Origin of the sequence: Pseudomonas citronellolis, assembly GCF_900112375.1 — a bacterium.
In the GTDB taxonomy this organism is placed as follows: domain Bacteria; phylum Pseudomonadota; class Gammaproteobacteria; order Pseudomonadales; family Pseudomonadaceae; genus Pseudomonas; species Pseudomonas citronellolis.
Genome location: NZ_FOLS01000006.1, coordinates 88,515 through 106,719 on the forward strand (window position 1 = coordinate 88,515; position 18,205 = coordinate 106,719).

Sequence of the window (18,205 nt, forward strand, 5' to 3'; positions counted from 1 at the left end):
CGGGTCAGAAATCCGCGTCCCAGTCCACCCTGATCTCGCCAGCCGCCAGGTCCACCGATTGCACGCATTGCTCCGTATAGGGCAACAGGCGCTCGCGGTCATCCAGGCTGCCCGCACAGGGCTTGACCACCATCACGTCGTTGGCGCCGGTCTCCAGCATGTGGTCGAGTATCCCGAACAGTTGCCCGTTCGTGTCGATCACCTTGAGACCTTCCAACTGGCTCCAGTAGAACTCGCCGTCGTCCAGCTCCGGGAGCTCGCTGCGCGGTACCAGGATCTCGAAATCCGCATAGGTGCGGGCGACTTCGCGATCGTCCAGTCCCTTCAGCTTCGCCACCAGGACATTGCCCTGCACGCGGCCACTGACCAGTTCGGCCTGTCGAACCTCGGTGCCACGCTTGAGCGTCCAGCGCCGGTAGTCCAGCAGGTTGTCCAACGGGTCGGTAAAGGAATACACCTTCACCTCGCCACGAATGCCATGCACGGAAACTATCTTGCCGAGTACGATCATTTCCTCGGCGGCAGGCATCGTGTTCATCAATCTCAGGCAGCCTTGGCGGCGTCCTTGAGCAGTTGAGCGACGCGCTCGGACGGTTGAGCGCCTTGGCTCAGCCAGTAGTTGACGCGCTCCTGGTTGACCGAGAGCTTGACTTCGGCGCCAGTGGCGACGGGGTTGAAGAAGCCGACGCGCTCGACGAAACGGCCGTCACGAGCGTTGCGGCTGTTGGTCACGGTCAGGTGATAGAACGGGCGCTTCTTGGAGCCGCCACGAGCCAGACGAATGGTTACCATGCGTACATTGTTCCTATGGTTTGCTTGCAAAAAAGAAATGCAGCCCCCGGGCACGGAGCCCGAAAGGCCGCATATTCTATGAGCTAAAGCCCCGCGCCGCAAGCCGCAGCACGTCGGCCCGCCAGCCAGGCGGGCCTGCGGGTCACATCTTCGGCATGCCGCCGGGGAACATGCTCCCCATGCCGCGCATCATCTTGGCCATGCCGCCCTTGGCGGTGACCTTCTTCATCATCTTCTGCATCTGCTTGTGCTGCTTGATGAGGCGGCCGACGTCCTGCACCTGGGTGCCGGAACCCATGGCGATGCGGCGCTTGCGCGAGCCGCTGATCACTTCCGGGTCGCGGCGCTCGGCGGGGGTCATGGAGTTGATGATCGCCTCCATCTGCTTGAACTGCTTCTCCGCCGCGCCCTGGGCGTTGCCCATCTGCGCCAGGTTGACGCCGCCCATCATCGGCAGCTTGTCCATCAGGCTGCCCAGGCCGCCCATGTTCTTCATCTGCTGCAGCTGGTCGCGGAAGTCCTCGAGGTCGAAGCCCTTGCCCTTCTTGATCTTCTTCGCGAGCTTCTCGGCCTTCTCGCGGTCCATGTTCTGCTCGGCCTGCTCGATCAGGCTGAGCACGTCGCCCATGCCGAGGATGCGCGAGGCCACGCGGTCCGGGTGGAAGGGGTCGAGAGCTTCGCTCTTCTCGCCCATGCCGAGGAACTTGATCGGCTTGCCGGTGATGGCGCGCACCGAGAGCGCGGCGCCGCCGCGGGCGTCGCCGTCGACCTTGGTCAGCACCACGCCGGTCAGCGGCAGGGCGTCGTTGAAGGCCTTGGCGGTGTTGGCGGCGTCCTGGCCGGTCATGGCGTCGACCACGAACAGGGTTTCCACCGGCTGGATCGCCGCGTGGACCTGCTTGATCTCGTCCATCATCTCGCTGTCGACGTGCAGGCGACCGGCGGTATCCACGATCACCACGTCGATGAACTTCAGCTTCGCCTCGCGGATCGCCGCCTCGGCGATGGCCACCGGCTTCTGGCTGGTGTCCGAGGGGAAGAAGGTCACGCCGATGTCGTTGGCCAGGGTTTCCAGCTGCTTGATCGCCGCCGGGCGGTAGACGTCCGCCGAAACCACCAGCACCGACTTCTTCTTGCGCTCCTTGAGGAAGCGCGCCAGCTTGCCGGCGGTGGTGGTCTTGCCCGCGCCCTGCAGGCCGGCCATGAGGATGACCGCCGGCGGCGCGGCGTTGAGCGCCAGGTCCTCGTTGGCCGCGCCCATCAGCTCGACCAGCTCGGCCTGCACGATCTTCACGAAGGCCTGGCCCGGGGTCAGGCTCTTGGACACCTCGGTGCCGACCGCGCGCTCCTTGATGCGGTTGACGAAGTCCTTGACCACCGGCAGGGCCACGTCGGCCTCGAGCAGGGCCATCCGCACCTCGCGGAGCGTATCCTTGATGTTGTCCTCGGTCAGCTTGGCTTTGCCGGTGACCTGGCGCAGCGTTTGCGAGAGGCGGTCTGTAAGGTTTTCGAACATGCGCGTTCCTATCGGGCCGGGAGCGGCCGGGGTGGGCGTGGCAGCAAGCGCGGGATTATAACCAACTGCGAAGGCCGCAGACACCGCCGATGATCCCGCCGCAGCGAGAAAGCGAAGCGTTCCCGGCTGCTTTCTAGGCATGGGCGTTCTGTGCCAAACTCGGCACCTTTCGAAGGATTCGCCCAAGACGCTATGCACCCTCTGCTGCCCAGCCTGCTCGCCGCCCTCCTCTACCTGGGCGCCACGGCCTACCACGGTGTCTGCCTGGCGCGCCGCGCCGCGCCGAACAAACCCCTGTTGCTGGTGCTCGGCCTGGCCGCGCTGGTCGCCCAGTGCCTGGGCCTGACGCCGCAACTGCTGACCGACGCCGGGCTGGTGCTGGACTTCTTCAACGCCGCCAACCTGATCGCCGCGGCGGTGATCGCCCTGACCCTGCTGGCCTGCCTGCGCATCCCGGTGGAGAACCTGCTGCTGTTCCTCTTCCCGCTGGGCATGCTGACCGCCGCGCTGTCGGTGCTGGTGCCCCACGGCACCCTGGAGCCGATCAACGAGCAGCCGGGCATCCTCGCGCACATCCTGCTCTCGGTGCTGGCCTACGGCCTGCTCACCATCGCGGTGTTCCAGGCCCTGCTGCTGCTGGTGCAGGACCATCGCCTGAAGCACAAGCACCCGGCCGGGCTGATCCGCAACTTCCCGCCGCTGCAGACCATGGAAAGCCTGCTGTTCGGCTTCCTCTGGGGCGGCTGGGTGCTGCTCTCGCTGTCGCTGGTGTCCGGCTGGCTGTTCCTCGACAACCTGTTCACCCAGCACCTGGCGCACAAGACCATCCTCTCCTGCTTCGCCTGGGTGGTCTTCGCCGTGCTGCTGTGGGGCCGCCACCAGCTCGGCTGGCGCGGGCACAAGGCGATCCGCTGGACCCTGGCCGGCTTCTGCCTGTTGATGCTGGCCTACTTCGGCAGCAAGCTGGTCAAGGAATTCATCCTGCACATCTGAGCCCGGCGGCGCCTGGGCGCCACGGAACGCTGAGGGAACCCGACGCATGGGCGACATCCACCCCGGCTACCTGATCGGCCTGCTGGTCGTCCTGCTGCTGTGCTCGGCGTTCTTCTCCAGCGTCGAGACCGGCGTGCTCAGCCTGGACCGCTACCGCCTGCGCCACCAGGCCAAGCAGGGCAACCGCGCGGCGCGGCGCACCAGCTGGCTGCTGCTGCGCACCGACCGCCTGCTGGGCACCATCCTCATCGGCAACAACCTGGTCAACGTCATCGCCTCGTCCCTGGCCACCCTGCTGGCCCTGCGCCTGTGGGGCGACTTCGCGGTGGCGCCCACCGCCCTGGCGCTGACCCTGGTGCTGCTGATCTTCGGCGAGATCACCCCCAAGACCTACGCCACCCTGCGCCCGGAACGCGTGGCCTTCCCCGCCAGCCTGCCGCTGCTGTGGCTGCAGCGCCTGTTCAGCCCGCTGCTGTGGCTGATGAACGGGGTGAGCAACGGCATCCTGCGGCTGTGCGGCCTGGACCCGGCGCAGCGCCGCAGCCGGCCGCTGAACAACGACGAGCTGCGCAGCGTGGTCAGCGAATCCAGCGAGAAGCTCAGCGCCAACCGCCAGGACATGCTGCTGAGCATCCTCGACCTGGAAAAGATCACCGTGAACGACCTCATGGTGCCGCGCAACGAGGTGCAGGGCATCGACCTGGACGATGACGTGGAAAGCATCATCAGCCAGTTGCGCAACACCACCCACACGCGCCTGCCGGTGTTCCGCAACGACATCAACCAGGTCGAGGGCATCGTCCACATGCGCCAGATCGCCCGCCTGCTGACGCACAACCAGTTGACCAAGGACAGCCTGCGCGCGGCCTGCCTGGAGCCCTACTTCATTCCCGAGAGCACGCCGCTGGCCACCCAGCTGATCAACTTCCAGAAGCAGAAGCGGCGCATCGGCATCGTCGTCGACGAGTACGGCGAGGTGATCGGCATCATCACCCTGGAAGACATCCTCGAAGAGATCGTCGGCGAATTCAGCAACGCCGACGCCCTGCGCAACCCGGACATCCACCCCCAGGCCGACGGCACCTACGTGATCGACGGCTCGGCGAACATCCGCGAGCTCAACCGCGCCCTGGGCTGGCAGTTGCCCAGCGAGGGCCCGAAGACCCTCAACGGCCTGGTCACCGAGGCCCTGGAGCAGATCCCCGACTGCCCGGTGTGCCTGCGCATCGGCCCCTACCGCCTGGAAATCCTGCAGTCCGGCGAGAACCGCGTGAAGAGCGTGCGCGTCTGGCTCACCGGGCGCGCCGCCGCGCCGGCGCCGGGCAGCGCCGACGGGCTTGCCTGAGCGGCCGGCCCGCGCCCTATAATCGCCCCCTGCTTACCCAGCATCCCGCGCCAGGGCCTGCGCTACCCGCGCAACGCCCGGCGCCAGTCGACCGCCCGCCAGCCCGAGCCCGGCCCCGCGCCTGCGCCCGGCGAAGCACCCGGCCTCGCCCCGACCCGCCGCGAGGTTCCCGCCCCTGCCCTACCCGGGTGGCGCTTCCCGCCTCGCGCACGGGCGCAGCCTCCATCGCCGCCGGACACGCCCGCAGAGCCGTGCCGGCCATGACTGACAGGGATATCCCATGACCACCGCCAGCCTTGCCGCTGCCGACGAACAGCAACCCGCCAACTCCACCGCGCGGGTCGCGGTCGCCAGCTTCATCGGCACAGCCATCGAGTTCTACGACTTCTACGTCTACGCCACCGCCGCCGCCCTGGTGATCGGCCCGGTGTTCTTCCCGCAGACCTCGGGCACCGCGCAGATGCTCAGCGCCTTCATCACCTTCGGCATCGCCTTCCTCGCCCGGCCGCTGGGCTCGGCGCTGTTCGGCCACTTTGGCGACCGCATCGGGCGCAAGTCGACGCTGGTCGCCTCGCTGCTGCTGATGGGCCTGTCCACCACCCTGATCGGCCTGCTGCCGGGCTACGACAGCATCGGCGCCTGGGCCCCGGCGCTGCTCTGCCTGCTGCGCTTCGGCCAGGGCCTGGGGCTGGGCGGGGAATGGGGCGGCGCCGCGCTGCTGGCCACGGAGAACGCGCCCAAGCACCGCCGCGCCTGGTTCGGCATGTTCCCGCAGATGGGCCCGTCGATCGGCTTCCTCGCCGCCAACGGCCTGTTCCTCGGCCTGGCCATGACCCTCAGCGAGGAGCAGTTCCGCGCCTGGGGCTGGCGCATTCCCTTCATCCTCAGCGCGCTGCTGGTGATCGTCGGCCTCTACGTGCGTCTGAAGCTGTCGGAAACCCCGGTGTTCGCCAAGGCCATGGAACGCCAGGAGCGCTCCAGCCTGCCGATCGCCGAGCTGTTCGCCCAGCACTGGCGCCCGGTGCTGCTGGGCGCGCTGGCCATGGTGGTGTGCTACGCGCTCTTCTATATCTCCACCGTGTTTTCGCTGAGCTACGGGGTGACCAGCCTGGGCTACAGCCGCGAGCAGTTCCTCGGCCTGCTGTGCTTCGCGGTGCTGTTCATGGCCGCGGCCACGCCGATCTCCGCCTGGCTGAGCGACCGCTACGGGCGCCGCCCGGTACTGATCGTCGGCTGCATCGCCGCCATCCTCTCCGGCTTCACCATGCAGCCGCTGCTGAGCCAGGGCTCGTCGGTGGAAGTGGCGATCTTCCTGGCCCTGGAGCTGTTCCTCATGGGCGTGACCTTCGCCCCCATGGGCGCCCTGCTGCCGGAACTCTTCCCCACCCGCGTGCGCTACACCGGCGCCTCGGCGGCGTACAACCTGGGCGGCATCCTCGGCGCCTCGGTGGCGCCCTACATCGCCCAGAAGTTGGTGGGCATGGGCGGCTTGAGCTGGGTCGGCGGCTACGTGTCGGTGGCGGCGGCGCTGAGCCTGATCGCGGTGCTGTGCCTGCACGAGACGCGGGAGCGGGAGCTCTGATAGCGCCATCGCGACCGGGGCTGTCACTCCAGCCCCGTAGGATGGGTTGAGCGAAGCGATACCCATCGCCGTGACAGCATGGGTTTCGCAAACTCAACCCATCCTACGAAAGGCAACTCAGCGCAGACCATAGCGCCATCGGCGTACAACCGCGAACGGTTGTACGCCCTACGGTTTCTACGCCGCATCAGCCATGGCATATCCATGTAGGAGCGCCGGGATGCTCTTCGTAGGAGCGAGCTTGCTCGCGAACAGACTCCGCAGCGGGGCTCATTCGCGAGCAAGCTCGCTCCTACGAGAAGCTGTGCTCGCCTGCAACGTAGCGGGCCCTGCCCGCGATCCGGCCTCAGCCGCGTTCCACGGCCACCAGCCACTGGGCCAGATGCTCGCCCCACACCTGGTAGCCCAGCGCCGACGGGTGATAGCCATCGATGGCGAGATACTGCGGCTGCATCTCCAGCCCCACCGTGCAGAATCCAGCGCCTAGTGCCGTAGCCAATTCCCGCAACTGGCCATCCAGCAACGCAGCGCGCCAGCCCAGCAACTGCCGCAGCAACCAGGGCAATGCCGAGAAATGCCGCAGCGGCGGCACCGCCGTGCACACCACCCGCGCGCCGCCGGCCTGGAAATGCCCGATCAGACGGGCGATGGATGCCTGCCAGCGCTCGGTGGAACTGAAATGCGTGGTGTCGTTGACGCCGAAGACCAGTGCCACCAGGTCATAACCCCCGTCGGCCAGCGGCAACAGGCGCTCGCAGGCCTGCGACGCGGTAATGCCGTTCTCCCCCAGCGCCCGCCAGGCCACCGGCCGTTGCAGGCGCGCCGCCAGGGCCGTGGCCAGGCGCCCGGCCAGGGCGAAGTCCAGGCAGGAGGCGCCGACGCCGGCGACGGTCGACTCGCCCAGCAACAGCAGCCTCAATGGCTCGCCGGGGAGTTCGGCGCCGGCCAGCCCCTCGCGGGAACCGGCTGCCGGCGCCAGGCGCAAAGCCGTGCGCCGGGTGCGCACGGCCATCGGCAGGGCCAGCGGCAGCAACGGCAGCGCCGCCGCCCACCAGGCCAGCCCCGCCAGGCGGTTCACAGCTCGATGACCACCGCCTCGGCCGAACGGGTCGCCTTGGCCCGCGCTTCCTCGATGGATTCGGCACGCGCCAGGGCCACGCCCATGCGCCGCTGGCCGGAGACTTCCGGCTTGCCGAACAGACGCAGGGCGCTGTCCGGCTCGGTCAGCGCGGCGCCCAGGTTGCCGAAGCTGACCTGCTGCGACTCGCCGTCCACCAGGATCACCGCCGAGGCCGAGGGCCCGAACTGGCGGATCGCCGGGATCGGCAGGCCGAGGATGGCCCGCGCGTGCAGGGCGAACTCGGAGAGGTCCTGGGAGATCAGGGTGACCAGGCCGGTGTCGTGGGGGCGCGGCGAGACTTCGCTGAACCACACCTGGTCGCCCTTGACGAACAACTCCACGCCGAACAGGCCGCGGCCGCCCAATGCCTCGGTGACCGCCTTGGCCACGCGCTCGGACTCGGCCAGGGCCTTCGGGCTCATGGCCTGGGGCTGCCAGGATTCGTGGTAGTCGCCCTTGACCTGGCGGTGGCCGATGGGCGCGCAGAAGGTGGTGCCGCCGATGTGGCGCACGGTGAGCAGGGTGATCTCGTAGTCGAAGTCGATGAAGCCTTCGACGATCACCCGGCCCTTGCCGGCGCGGCCGCCTTCCTGGGCGTAGTCCCAGGCGGCCTTGAGGTCGGCGTCGGACTTGAGCACGCTCTGGCCCTTGCCCGAGGAGCTCATGATCGGCTTGACCACGCAGGGGTAGCCCACCGAGGCGACGCCGGCGACGTAGTCCTCGTAGGAGTCGGCGAAGTGGTACGGCGAGGTCGGCAGGCCCAGCTCCTCGGCGGCCAGGCGGCGGATGCCCTCGCGGTTCATGGTCAGCTGCGCGGCGCGGGCGGTGGGCACCACGGTGTAGCCCTCGGCCTCCAGCTCCACCAGGGTGGCGGTGGCGATGGCTTCGATTTCCGGGACTATGTAGTGCGGCTTCTCCTGCTCGATCACCGCGCGCAGGGCGGCGCCGTCGAGCATGCTCAGCACGTGGCTGCGGTGCGCCACCTGCATGGCCGGGGCGTTGGCGTAGCGGTCGCAGGCGATCACTTCGCAGCCCAGGCGTTGCAGTTCGATCACCACTTCCTTGCCCAGCTCGCCGGAGCCACAGAGCAGTACGCGGGTCGCCATGGGCGACAGGGGGGTTCCAATACGGGGCATTGCGTGCAACCTCGGGAAGGGGATGTTCTGTCGGCGCGCTAGAGCAGCACGCCCTGTTCGCGGGCGCGCTCATGGCACAGGCGCAGCACCTCGCGGCGCTCGTCGTTGCCCATGCGGCCCCAGCGGGTGATTTCGTCGGCCGTGCGCTGGCAGCCTATGCACAGGTCCTGATCGTCCAGGGTGCAGACGTAGACGCAGGGCGAGGCCACCGGGCGTTCCTGGCTCATTCTTCCTGCTCGGCCAGGTCGCGGGCGTAGCGCTGGGCGTTGTGCACGTAGTGGGCGGCGCTGGCTTCGAGCATCTTCTTCTGCTGCTCGCTCAGCTCGCGCACCACCTTGCCGGGCGAGCCCATGACCAGCGAGCCGTCGGGAATCACCTTGCCCTCGGGGATCAGCGAATTGGCGCCGATGATGCAGTACTTGCCGATCTTCGCGCCGTTGAGCACCACGGCGTTGATGCCGATCAGGCTGTAGTCGTCCACCGTGCAGCCGTGCAGCATGACGTTGTGGCCGATGGTCACGCCCTTGCCGATGTTCAGCGGGAAGCCCATGTCGGTGTGCATCACGGTGCCGTCCTGGACGTTGCTGTTCTCGCCGATGTGGATCAGCTCGTTGTCGCCACGCAGCACGGCGTTGAACCAGACGCTGGCGCCGGCATCCAGGCGCACCTTGCCGATCACCGCGGCGTTCGGGGCGATCCAGCTGTCGGGGTGGGTTTCGACTCGGGCGTCGCCCAGGCGGTATTTCATCGGTGGCTCCTCAGGCATCTCGTTGTTGTACGCGCCGCTCAGCTGAGCTTGATGAATTGTGGCGGCGCTCGGTGCAGGTCGATGCGGTCATCGAACAGCAGGTTGACCAGCTCGACGACCATGATCGCCGACAGGCCCCAGATCTTGTATTCGCCGAAGCGGTAGCTGGGCACGTACCAACTGCGCCCGAAGTAGTCGATGCGGTGGGTCATTTCCCGCGGGTCGCCGCGGAAGAACTCCAGCGGCACCTTGAACACCGCGGCGATCTCGCCGTCGTTGGGGGTGTACTCGACGAAGTCCGGGACGAAACCGACGAACGGCGTCACCTTGATGCCATGGCGCGAGACCAGGGTGCTCAGCGGCCCGACCACCTCCACCAGGCTCGGCGGCAGGGCGATCTCCTCCTCGGCCTCGCGCAACGCGGTGTGGATCAGGTCGACGTCCTCGGGGTCGCGGCGCCCGCCGGGGAAGGCCACCTCGCCGCTGTGGGTGGACAGGCCGGTGGCGCGCAGGGTCAGCACCAGCTCTTCGCTGGGGGTGATGGGCAGCAGCACCGCCGCTTCGGGGAAGCGCTGCTCGCTGTTCAGGTCCTGGGGGGTGTGCGCCGTGATGCGCCGGCGCAGCTCGTCCAGCATGCGGACATCCTGCGTGTAAGCCATTCTCTCAATTGTGGAATCATGGCATGAAAGGCTGCCTCGCCCAAGCCCCACCCCCTTGCTGCGCGGGCCTTCCGGCGAGCAAGATGGCTGTATCGATTCCCAGGGAAAGTGCATGAAATTCTGCAGTCAGTGCGGCGCCAGCGTGAGCCTGCGCATCCCCAGCGGCGACAACCGGCCGCGCTACATCTGCGACCAGTGCCATACGGTGCATTACCAGAACCCGCGCATCGTCGCCGGCTGCCTGCCGGTGTGGGAGGGGCGCATCCTCCTGTGCCGCCGCGCCATCGCCCCGCGCCAGGGCTTCTGGACGCTGCCGGCGGGCTTCATGGAGAACGGCGAGACCCTCGAGCAGGCCGCCGCCCGCGAGACGCTGGAGGAAGCCTGCGCCCGCGTGCGCCAGTTGCAGCTCTATACCCTGTTCGACCTGCCGCACATCAGCCAGGTGTACATGTTCTTCCGCGCCGAGCTGGCCGACCTGGACTTCGCCGCCGGCGAGGAAAGCCTGGAGGTGGGCCTGTTCGAGGAATCGGCGATTCCCTGGTCGGAGCTGGCTTTCCCCACCGTGGGCCGTACCTTAGAATGCTACTTCAGCGACCGGCAGAGGCAGGACTTCCCGGTGCGCAACGAGGCCATAGCACCCATGCCGGGCCACTATAAGAAGACCTGAACACTTTGCAGGGCCGTGCATCGCGGCGCTTTATCGAACATCCGGGGGATCGTCTTTCCATGCGCTGGCTGCTTGCCTTTCTGTGCCTGACCTTTGCCGCTCTATCGCAGGCCAATGCGACGCCGACCCTGGAAGGCCGCATCGACAAGGTGCTGGTGCTCAAGTCCGAGCACAAGCTGCACCTCTTGAGCAACGGCAAGATCCTCAAGAGCTACCGCATCTCCCTGGGCAAGAGCCCGCGCGGCACCAAGCTGGCCGAGGGCGACAACCGCACGCCGGAGGGCTTCTACTGGATCGACTGGCGCAAGACCAGCGACAAGTTCAACCTCTCCATGCACATCTCCTACCCCAACGCCCGCGACGTGGTGCGCGCCCGCGAGAAGGGCCTGTCGCCCGGCGGCATGATCATGATCCACGGCACCCCGCTGAGCGACGAGTACCCGGAGTGGTACTTCTCCACCCTGGACTGGACCAACGGCTGCATCGCCATGACCAACCCGGACATGCAGGAGGTCTGGAGCCTGGTCAAGGACGGCACGCTGATCGAGATCCGCCCCTGAGGCGGCAATGAAAAAAGGCGCCTTCGGGCGCCTTTTTTCATTTTGCGGTGGCTAGAAGACCATGTCCGACAACCGCCACACCTCGAAGGCCGGCGTCTCGTAGGGGTGCGCGGCCTTCAGCGCCTTGACCGAGTCGTGGATCAGTTCGTCGGCCACCACCATCTCCACCTTCCATTCGGCCACCTGCTCGATGAGGCCGGTCGAGCCGAGGAAGGGGTTGCTACCCTGCAGCGGGCGGAACTGGCCCTGGCCGAGGGACTGCCAGCAGCAGCTGTCGTAGGCACCGATGCGTCCTGCACCTGCGGCGAACACCGCTTTCTTCACCGTCTCCAGGTGAGTCTCGGGAACATAGAAGCAGAGTTTGTACATCGGACGCTCCGTGGCGGAAAACTGGACCGGGTGGGGAGTCGAGGAGCGAATGCTGCCACAAATGATGGCGTTTTGCCTCCAATGACTCAGCGGTCATGCTCGGCAAATATCGACAGCGCGATTGCCTTCACGTTCTAAGGGAAAATTCCCAAGATTTTTAAAACGTGATGGAGCGCAGATTCAGTCGGAATCACTTTCCGATAAAGCGCCGCCAGCGCCCAGCCCAACCTTTGGTGGGGTCCGATTCGCTGCACCGCGATGCTCGTAGGAGCAACTGTCTTGCCGGCTGCGCCGAGGCGCTCTTCGTAGGAGCGAGCTTGCTCGCGAACAGACTCCGCAGCGGGGCTCATTCGCGAGCAAGCTCGCTCCTACAAAAGCCGTGCTCGCCTGCAACGCAGGATCTCATCCGCGAATCACGTCGATCGCGGACAAGGTCCGCTCCTACACTGTTTTCTGGGTTATTCCCCTTCGGGCCAGCGCAAGCGCTGTTCGCGATGGAGCCGCGTCCCGCGTTCGCGGGAATGACGGGGTAAGAATCGTGTTTTCCGACGTCATTCCCGCGAACGCGGGAACCCAATAGACAGTTACGCGTACGATGGCGCCTCCCTGTAGGAGCGGACCTTGTCCGCGATTCGCGCGCAGGGCGTGCTCCTACAGGAGGTCGGGTTCGCGAGCCCGCAACGAAAAAGGGGAAGGCCGAAGCCTTCCCCTTTTTCCTGCTACGTCAGATACGGCCTCAGCCCACCCAGACGCGGGCATTGCGGAACATGCGCATCCAGCCGCCGTCTTCCTGCCACTCGTCCGGGCGCCAGGAGTTCTGCACGGCGCGGAACACCCGCTCCGGGTGCGGCATCATGATGGTCACGCGGCCGTCGCGGCTGGTCAGGCCGGTGATCCCGCGCGGCGAGCCGTTGGGGTTGGCCGGGTAGCTCTCGGTGACCTTGCCGTGGTTGTCGACGAAGCGCAGCGCCACGCAGCCGGACAGGTCCGACTCCAGCAGGGCTTCCTCACTCTCGAACTCCGCATGGCCTTCGCCGTGGGCGATGGCGATCGGCAGGCGCGAACCGGCCATGCCCTGCAGGAAGATCGACTGCGACTCCTGCACCTGGACCATGGCCACGCGCGCCTCGAACTGCTCGGAACGGTTGCGCACGAAGTGCGGCCAGAATTCGGTGCCGGGGATCAGCTCGTGCAGGTTGGACATCATCTGGCAACCGTTGCACACGCCCAAAGCGAAGCTGTCCTTGCGCTCGAAGAAGGCCTGGAAGCCGTCGCGGGCACGGGCGTTGAACAGGATCGACTTGGCCCAGCCCTCGCCGGCGCCGAGCACGTCGCCGTAGGAGAAGCCGCCGCAGGCCACCAGGCCCTTGAAGTCTTCCAGGCTGACGCGGCCGGCGAGGATGTCGCTCATGTGCACGTCAACCGCGGCGAAGCCGGCGCGGTCGAAGGCCGCGGCCATTTCCACCTGGCCGTTGACGCCCTGCTCGCGGAGGATCGCCACCTGCGGGCGCACGCCCTTCTTGATGTAGGGCGCGGCGATGTCGTCGTTGACGTCGAAGCTGAGCTTGGCGGACAGGCCGGGATTGTCCTCGGCCAGCAGGCCGTCGAACTCCTGGTCGGCGCACTCGGCGTTGTCGCGCAGGCGCTGGATCTGGTAGCTGGTTTCGCTCCAGATACGCTGCAGCAGGCGGCGCTCGGCGCTGTACACCGGCGCGCCGTTGAAGCCCAGCTCGATGGCGTCGCCGTTGACCGGCTGGCCGATCACCGCCACGCAGTCGCCCAGGCCGGCGGCGCTGAACTGCGCCAGCACTTCCGGGGTGGCCGCTTCGCGGACCTGGATGACCGCGCCCAACTCCTCGCTGAACAGCGCGGCATTGAGTTCCTCGCGGCTGGAAGCCAGGTCGTCGAGGCGCAGGGACAGGCCGCAGTGGCCGGCGAAGGCCATTTCCAGCACGCTGGCCAGCAGGCCGCCGTCGGAACGGTCGTGGTAGGCCAGCAGATGGCCGTCGGCGTTGAGGCCCTGGATCACCGCGAAGAAGGCCTTGAGGTCCTCGGCGTCGTCGACGTCCGGGACCTGCTGGCCGATCTTGCCGTAGGTCTGCGCCAGGATCGAGCCGCCCAGGCGGTTCTTGCCGCGGCCGAGGTCGATCAGGATCAGGTCGGTCTCGCCCTTGTCCAGGCGCAGTTGCGGGGTGAGGGTCTTGCGCACGTCGCCGACCGGGGCGAAGCCGGAGATAATCAGCGACATGGGCGCGGTGACGCTCTTCTCCACGCCCTCATCCTGCCAGCGGGTCTTCATGGACATGGAGTCCTTGCCCACCGGGATGGTGATGCCCAGCGCCGGGCACAGTTCCATGCCCACCGCCTTGACGGTGTCGTACAGGCGCGCGTCCTCGCCCGGGTGGCCGGCGGCGGCCATCCAGTTGGCCGACAGCTTGATGTCGGAGATCGCGCCGATGCTGGCGGCAGCCAGGTTGGTGATGGTCTCGCCGATGGCCATGCGGCCCGAAGCCGGGGCGTCGAGCAGGGCCAGCGGGGTGCGCTCGCCCATGGCCATGGCTTCGCCGGTGTAGACGTCGAAGCTGGTGGCGGTGACGGCGCAGTCGGCCACCGGCACCTGCCAGGGGCCGACGAACTGGTCGCGGGCCACCAGGCCGGTGATGGTGCGGTCGCCGATGGTGATCAGGAAGCTCTTGCTGGCCACGGCCGGGTGGCGCAGCACGCGCTCGGTGGCTTCGCCCAGGTCCAGGGCGGCGGCGCTGAAGTCATCGCCGATCTCGGCTTCGCGGGCGACCGAGCGGTGCATGCGCGGCGGCTTGCCGAGCAGCACGTCGAGCGGCATGTCCACCGGCTTGTTGCCGAAGTGGCTGTCGGCGACGGTCAGGTGCTTCTCCTCGGTGGCCTCGCCGACCACGGCGAACGGGCAGCGCTCGCGCTCGCAGATGGCCTTGAAGGTCTCGAAGTCGGCGGCGTCCACCGACATCACGTAGCGTTCCTGCGACTCGTTGCACCAGATTTCCAGCGGGCTCATGCCCGGCTCGTCGTTGGGCACCGCGCGCAGTTCGAAGCGGCCGCCGCGGCCGCCGTCGTTGATCAGTTCCGGCAGGGCGTTGGAGATGCCGCCGGCGCCGACGTCGTGGATGAACTTGATCGGGTTGTTCGCGCCCAGCTGCCAGCAACGGTCGATGACCTCCTGGCAGCGGCGTTCCATTTCCGGGTTCTCGCGCTGTACCGAGGCGAAGTCCAGGTCGGCGGCGGAAGCGCCGGTGGCCATGGAGGAAGCGGCGCCGCCGCCCAGGCCGATGAGCATGGCCGGGCCGCCGAGCACGATGAGCTTGGCGCCGACGCTGATCTCGCCCTTCTGCACGTGGTCTTCACGGATGTTGCCGAGGCCGCCGGCGATCATGATCGGCTTGTGGTAGCCGCGCACTTCCTCGCCGCGCGGGGTGGCCACGGCCTGCTCGAAGGTGCGGAAGTAGCCGGTCAGGTTGGGCCGGCCGAACTCATTGTTGAACGCGGCGCCGCCCAGCGGGCCCTCGATCATGATGTCCAGCGCGGTGACGATGCGCTCGGGCTTGCCGTAGGGCACTTCCCAGGGCTGCTCGAAACCGGGGATGTTCAGGTTGGAGACGGTGAAGCCGACCAGGCCGGCCTTGGGCTTGGCGCCGCGGCCGGTGGCGCCTTCGTCGCGGATTTCGCCGCCGGAGCCGGTGGAGGCGCCGGGGAACGGGGCAATAGCGGTCGGGTGGTTGTGCGTCTCGACCTTCATCAGGATGTGCACCGGCTCTTCGCTGGCGCCGTACTGGCGGGTCTCGGGGTTCGGGTAGAAGCGCCCAGCGACCGAGCCCACCATGACCGCGGCGTTGTCCTTGTACGCGGACAGCACGCCTTCGCGGTGCATTTCATAGGTGTTCTTGATCATGCCGAACAGGCTCTTGTCCTGGGCCTGGCCGTCGATGTCCCAACTGGCGTTGAAAATCTTGTGGCGGCAGTGCTCGGAGTTGGCCTGGGCGAACATCATCAGCTCGACGTCGTGCGGGTTGCGGCCCAGCTCGACGAAGCTCTTCACCAGGTAGTCGATCTCGTCCTCGGCCAGGGCCAGGCCCAGCTCCAGGTTGGCCTTCTCCAGCGCGGCGCGGCCGCCACCGAGGATGTCGACCACGGTCAGCGGCTTGGGCTGGGCGTGGCTGAACAGGCCGGCAGCCTCTTCCATCTGGTTCAGCACCAGCTGCGTCATGCGGTCGTGCAGGCGCGCGGCGACTTGCGCAGCGTCGGCTTCGGACAGCTCGCCGGCGACGTAGTAGGCGATGCCGCGCTCGATGCGCTCGAGCTTCGCCAGGCCGCAGTTATGGGCGATGTCGGTGGCCTTGCTGGACCACGGCGAGATGGTGCCGAAGCGCGGCACCACTAGGAACAGCCGGCCCTTGGGCTCCTGCACCGGCACGCTCGGGCCGTACTTGAGCAGCCGTCCGAGCACCTGTTCCTCATCGGCGGTCAGCACGCCACTGACCTCGGCGAAATGCGCAAACTCGGCGTACAGCCCGGTGACAGCGGGTACCTGCCGGGTCAGCAGGTCGAGCAGTTTGCCGTGGCGGAAGGCGGAAAGGGCGGGAGCGCCGCGCAGGATCAGCATTGTCGGAACAGCCTCTGGAGACAGGGGAATTCGCAGGGCCGGGAGGGCCGGCCCGCAGAGGCCGTGCATTCTACCGTAAAGCATGCCCCGGCGGCACCTGCAGCTCGGCCGACGGCGAGGGCTTTCTGCCATTGGGCGGGGGAGCGGCGCCATTCATCTTCGAACGCTTTCGAACAGGCTCGCCGCAAGCCCGCTCCAGTCGCGCCCCGGGGCCCTGACCGGCGTCTGGCACGGCCTCCATAGCGAAGCCGCTAGCAGAGATGCCCCGAGCTGTCCAGATATTGGGCTCCGCGACCTTGGCGTATACTGCGCCGATGTTTGCCCTGAACCCGTCACGCGTGCGCTCCGCCGTATGGATCCTGGCGACCTGTATCTTTCTGCTGCTCTCCGGCTGTAGCGAGGCGAAAGTCCCGACAGCCCTGGAGCGAGTGCAGAAGGACGGCGTGCTGCGCGTGATAACCCGCAACAGCCCGGCCACCTACTTCCAGGATCGCAACGGCGAGACCGGCTTCGAATACGAGCTGGCCAAGCGCTTCGCCGATCACCTGGGGGTGAAGCTGCAGATGGAGACCGCCGACAACCTCGACGACCTCTACAGCAAGCTCGGCCAATCCGGCGGCCCCGACCTGGCCGCCGCCGGCCTCACCCCCGGCGGCGAGCGGGAGATCTCCGTACGCTTCTCGCACTCCTACCTGGACGTCACCCCCCAGGTGGTCTACCGCAATGGCGACCCGCGCCCCACCCGCCCGGACGACCTGGTCGGCAAGCGCATCGTGGTGCTCAAGGGCAGCAGCCACGCCATGCAGCTGGCCGAGCTGAAGAAGAAGTACCCGAAGCTGGAATACAAGGAATCCGACGCCGACGAGATGGTCGACCTGCTGCGCATGGTGGACGTCGGCGACATCGACCTGACGCTGATCGACTCCAACGAACTGGCGATGAACCAGGTCTACTTCCCCAACGTGCGCGTGGCCTTCGACCTGGGCGACGCCCGCGGCCTGGCCTGGGCCCTGCCCGGCGGGACGGACGACAGCCTGTATGCCGAGGTCAACAAGTTCCTCGACAAGGTCAAGCAGGACGGCACCCTGCAGCACCTGAAGGACCGCTACTACGGCCACGTCGACGTGCTCGGCTACGTCGGCGCCTACACCTTCGCCCAGCACCTGCAGCAGCGCCTGCCGCGCTACGAAACGCACTTCAAGCAGATCGCCCAGACGCTGAAGATGGACTGGCGCCTGCTCGCCGCCATCGGCTACCAGGAATCCATGTGGCAGCCCGACGCCACCTCCAAGACCGGCGTGCGCGGCCTGATGATGCTGACCAACCGCACCGCCCAGGCCATGGGCGTGTCCAACCGCCTCGACGCCAAGCAGAGCATCCAGGGCGGCGGCAAGTACTTCGACCAGATCCGCGACGAGCTGCCGGACAGCATCAAGGAGCCGGACCGCAGCTGGTTCGCCCTGGCCTCCTACAACATCGGCAGCGCCCACCTCGACGACGCCCGCAAGCTGGCCCAGCAGGAAGGCCTGAACCCGGACAAGTGGCTGGACGTGAAGAAGATGCTGCCGCGCCTGTCGCAGAAGCAGTGGTTCCGCAAGACCCGCTACGGCTACGCCCGCGGCGGCGAGACCGTGCATTTCGTGCAGAACGTGCGGCGCTACTACGACATCCTCACCTGGGTGACCCAGCCGCAGCTCGAAGGCGGCCAACTGGCCGAAAGCGGCCTGCACCTGCCCGGGGTGAACAAGACCCGCCCCAGCGAAGAGCCTGACGAGAAGCTCTGAAGCGCAGAGCATCGCGGACGGAGTCCCCTACGAGGGAACTCCATGCCTCACGACAACTGTAGGAGCGGGCCCTGCCCGCGATTTCGCGCGCAGGGCGCGCTCCTGCATGGGAATGGCGCGAGCGGGCAGCGTAGGAGCGGATCTCATCCGCGAATCGCGCCGAGGCCTCCGGCAAACACAACACCCGTAGGATGGTGTTGAGCGAAGCGATACCCATCACCTCGGCGCATTCGGCAAGACAGTTTTCAGGAATGCACTATCGTAGCAGCTGACTCCGTCCGCTATTCGCGTAGGACGCCGC

At 67.2% G+C, this 18,205-nt stretch carries 16 protein-coding genes; 6 read left to right on the forward strand and 10 right to left on the reverse strand.

The features are described from left to right. Positions 1-4: 4 nt before the first annotated feature. From rimM to ffh, 3 genes are all read right to left on the reverse strand, one after another. Positions 5-538 carry a ribosome maturation factor RimM gene (rimM, locus tag BM060_RS07705; RefSeq protein ID WP_009616348.1) on the reverse strand — a complete coding sequence of 178 codons (534 nt, stop codon included), beginning with the start codon at positions 536-538 and terminating at the stop codon, positions 5-7. Between the two features lie 5 nt (positions 539-543). Continuing rightward, positions 544-792, reverse strand: coding sequence for a 30S ribosomal protein S16 (rpsP, locus tag BM060_RS07710; RefSeq protein ID WP_009616346.1), 249 nt, complete (start codon positions 790-792; stop codon positions 544-546). Between the two features lie 142 nt (positions 793-934). Then, positions 935-2,308 carry a signal recognition particle protein gene (ffh, locus tag BM060_RS07715; protein ID WP_074978905.1) on the reverse strand — a complete coding sequence of 458 codons (1,374 nt, stop codon included), beginning with the start codon at positions 2,306-2,308 and terminating at the stop codon, positions 935-937. Between the two features lie 192 nt (positions 2,309-2,500). Here ffh and BM060_RS07720 point away from each other — a divergent pair, with 192 nt between their 5' ends. The 3 genes from BM060_RS07720 to BM060_RS07730 all read left to right on the forward strand — a co-directional run bounded on the left by BM060_RS07720 (position 2,501) and on the right by BM060_RS07730 (position 6,228). Further along, the gene (locus BM060_RS07720) at positions 2,501-3,301 is read left to right on the forward strand and encodes a cytochrome C assembly family protein (protein ID WP_009616342.1); all 801 of its coding nucleotides are present in this window, start codon (positions 2,501-2,503) and stop codon (positions 3,299-3,301) included. A gap of 46 nt (positions 3,302-3,347) precedes the next feature. After that, a complete protein-coding gene (locus BM060_RS07725; RefSeq protein ID WP_074978908.1) occupies positions 3,348-4,646 on the forward strand; it encodes an HlyC/CorC family transporter in 1,299 nt (432 codons plus the stop codon). 280 nt (positions 4,647-4,926) lie between these two features. Continuing rightward, a complete protein-coding gene (locus BM060_RS07730; RefSeq protein WP_074978910.1) occupies positions 4,927-6,228 on the forward strand; it encodes an MFS transporter in 1,302 nt (433 codons plus the stop codon). A gap of 346 nt (positions 6,229-6,574) precedes the next feature. Here the strand turns inward: BM060_RS07730 and BM060_RS07735 are convergent, their stop codons facing one another. From BM060_RS07735 to BM060_RS07755, 5 genes are read right to left on the reverse strand one after another with little or no spacing between them, the layout of a single operon-like run. Beyond that, positions 6,575-7,306: an SGNH/GDSL hydrolase family protein gene (locus BM060_RS07735; protein WP_074978913.1), complete on the reverse strand. Its 732-nt coding sequence runs from the start codon at positions 7,304-7,306 to the stop codon at positions 6,575-6,577. Next, on the reverse strand, positions 7,303-8,484 hold the full coding sequence (gene purT / locus BM060_RS07740) for a formate-dependent phosphoribosylglycinamide formyltransferase (protein ID WP_074978916.1): 1,182 nt from the start codon (positions 8,482-8,484) through the stop codon (positions 7,303-7,305). The genes BM060_RS07735 and purT overlap by 4 nt, the downstream gene beginning before the upstream one ends. 38 nt (positions 8,485-8,522) lie before the next feature. Next, entirely contained in the window at positions 8,523-8,711 is a 189-nt protein-coding gene (locus BM060_RS07745) for a DUF1289 domain-containing protein (protein ID WP_074978919.1), read from the reverse strand. Further along, on the reverse strand, positions 8,708-9,232 hold the full coding sequence (locus BM060_RS07750; RefSeq protein WP_074978921.1) for a gamma carbonic anhydrase family protein: 525 nt from the start codon (positions 9,230-9,232) through the stop codon (positions 8,708-8,710). The genes BM060_RS07745 and BM060_RS07750 overlap by 4 nt, the downstream gene beginning before the upstream one ends. 38 nt (positions 9,233-9,270) lie before the next feature. After that, a complete protein-coding gene (locus tag BM060_RS07755; RefSeq protein ID WP_074978923.1) occupies positions 9,271-9,867 on the reverse strand; it encodes a CoA pyrophosphatase in 597 nt (198 codons plus the stop codon). Between the two features lie 136 nt (positions 9,868-10,003). On the opposite strand from BM060_RS07755, the gene BM060_RS07760 reads away from it, so the two are divergent. Together BM060_RS07760 and BM060_RS07765 are read left to right on the forward strand one after the other, a co-directional pair. Further along, on the forward strand, positions 10,004-10,558 hold the full coding sequence (locus BM060_RS07760; RefSeq protein ID WP_009616318.1) for an NUDIX hydrolase: 555 nt from the start codon (positions 10,004-10,006) through the stop codon (positions 10,556-10,558). 59 nt (positions 10,559-10,617) lie between these two features. Next, positions 10,618-11,118, forward strand: coding sequence for a L,D-transpeptidase family protein (locus BM060_RS07765; RefSeq protein WP_009616312.1), 501 nt, complete (start codon positions 10,618-10,620; stop codon positions 11,116-11,118). Positions 11,119-11,169: 51 nt separating this feature from the next. Here BM060_RS07765 and BM060_RS07770 read toward each other — a convergent pair whose 3' ends face one another. Beyond that, positions 11,170-11,487, reverse strand: a complete 318-nt coding sequence (locus BM060_RS07770) for a YqfO family protein (RefSeq protein WP_074978926.1) — start codon at positions 11,485-11,487, stop codon at positions 11,170-11,172. Between the two features lie 736 nt (positions 11,488-12,223). Next, on the reverse strand, positions 12,224-16,120 hold the full coding sequence (purL, locus tag BM060_RS07775) for a phosphoribosylformylglycinamidine synthase (RefSeq protein WP_074978928.1): 3,897 nt from the start codon (positions 16,118-16,120) through the stop codon (positions 12,224-12,226). A 314-nt stretch (positions 16,121-16,434) separates the two neighbouring features. Here purL and mltF point away from each other — a divergent pair, with 314 nt between their 5' ends. After that, entirely contained in the window at positions 16,435-17,904 is a 1,470-nt protein-coding gene (mltF, locus tag BM060_RS07780; protein ID WP_074978931.1) for a membrane-bound lytic murein transglycosylase MltF, read from the forward strand. Positions 17,905-18,205: the final 301 nt, after the last annotated feature.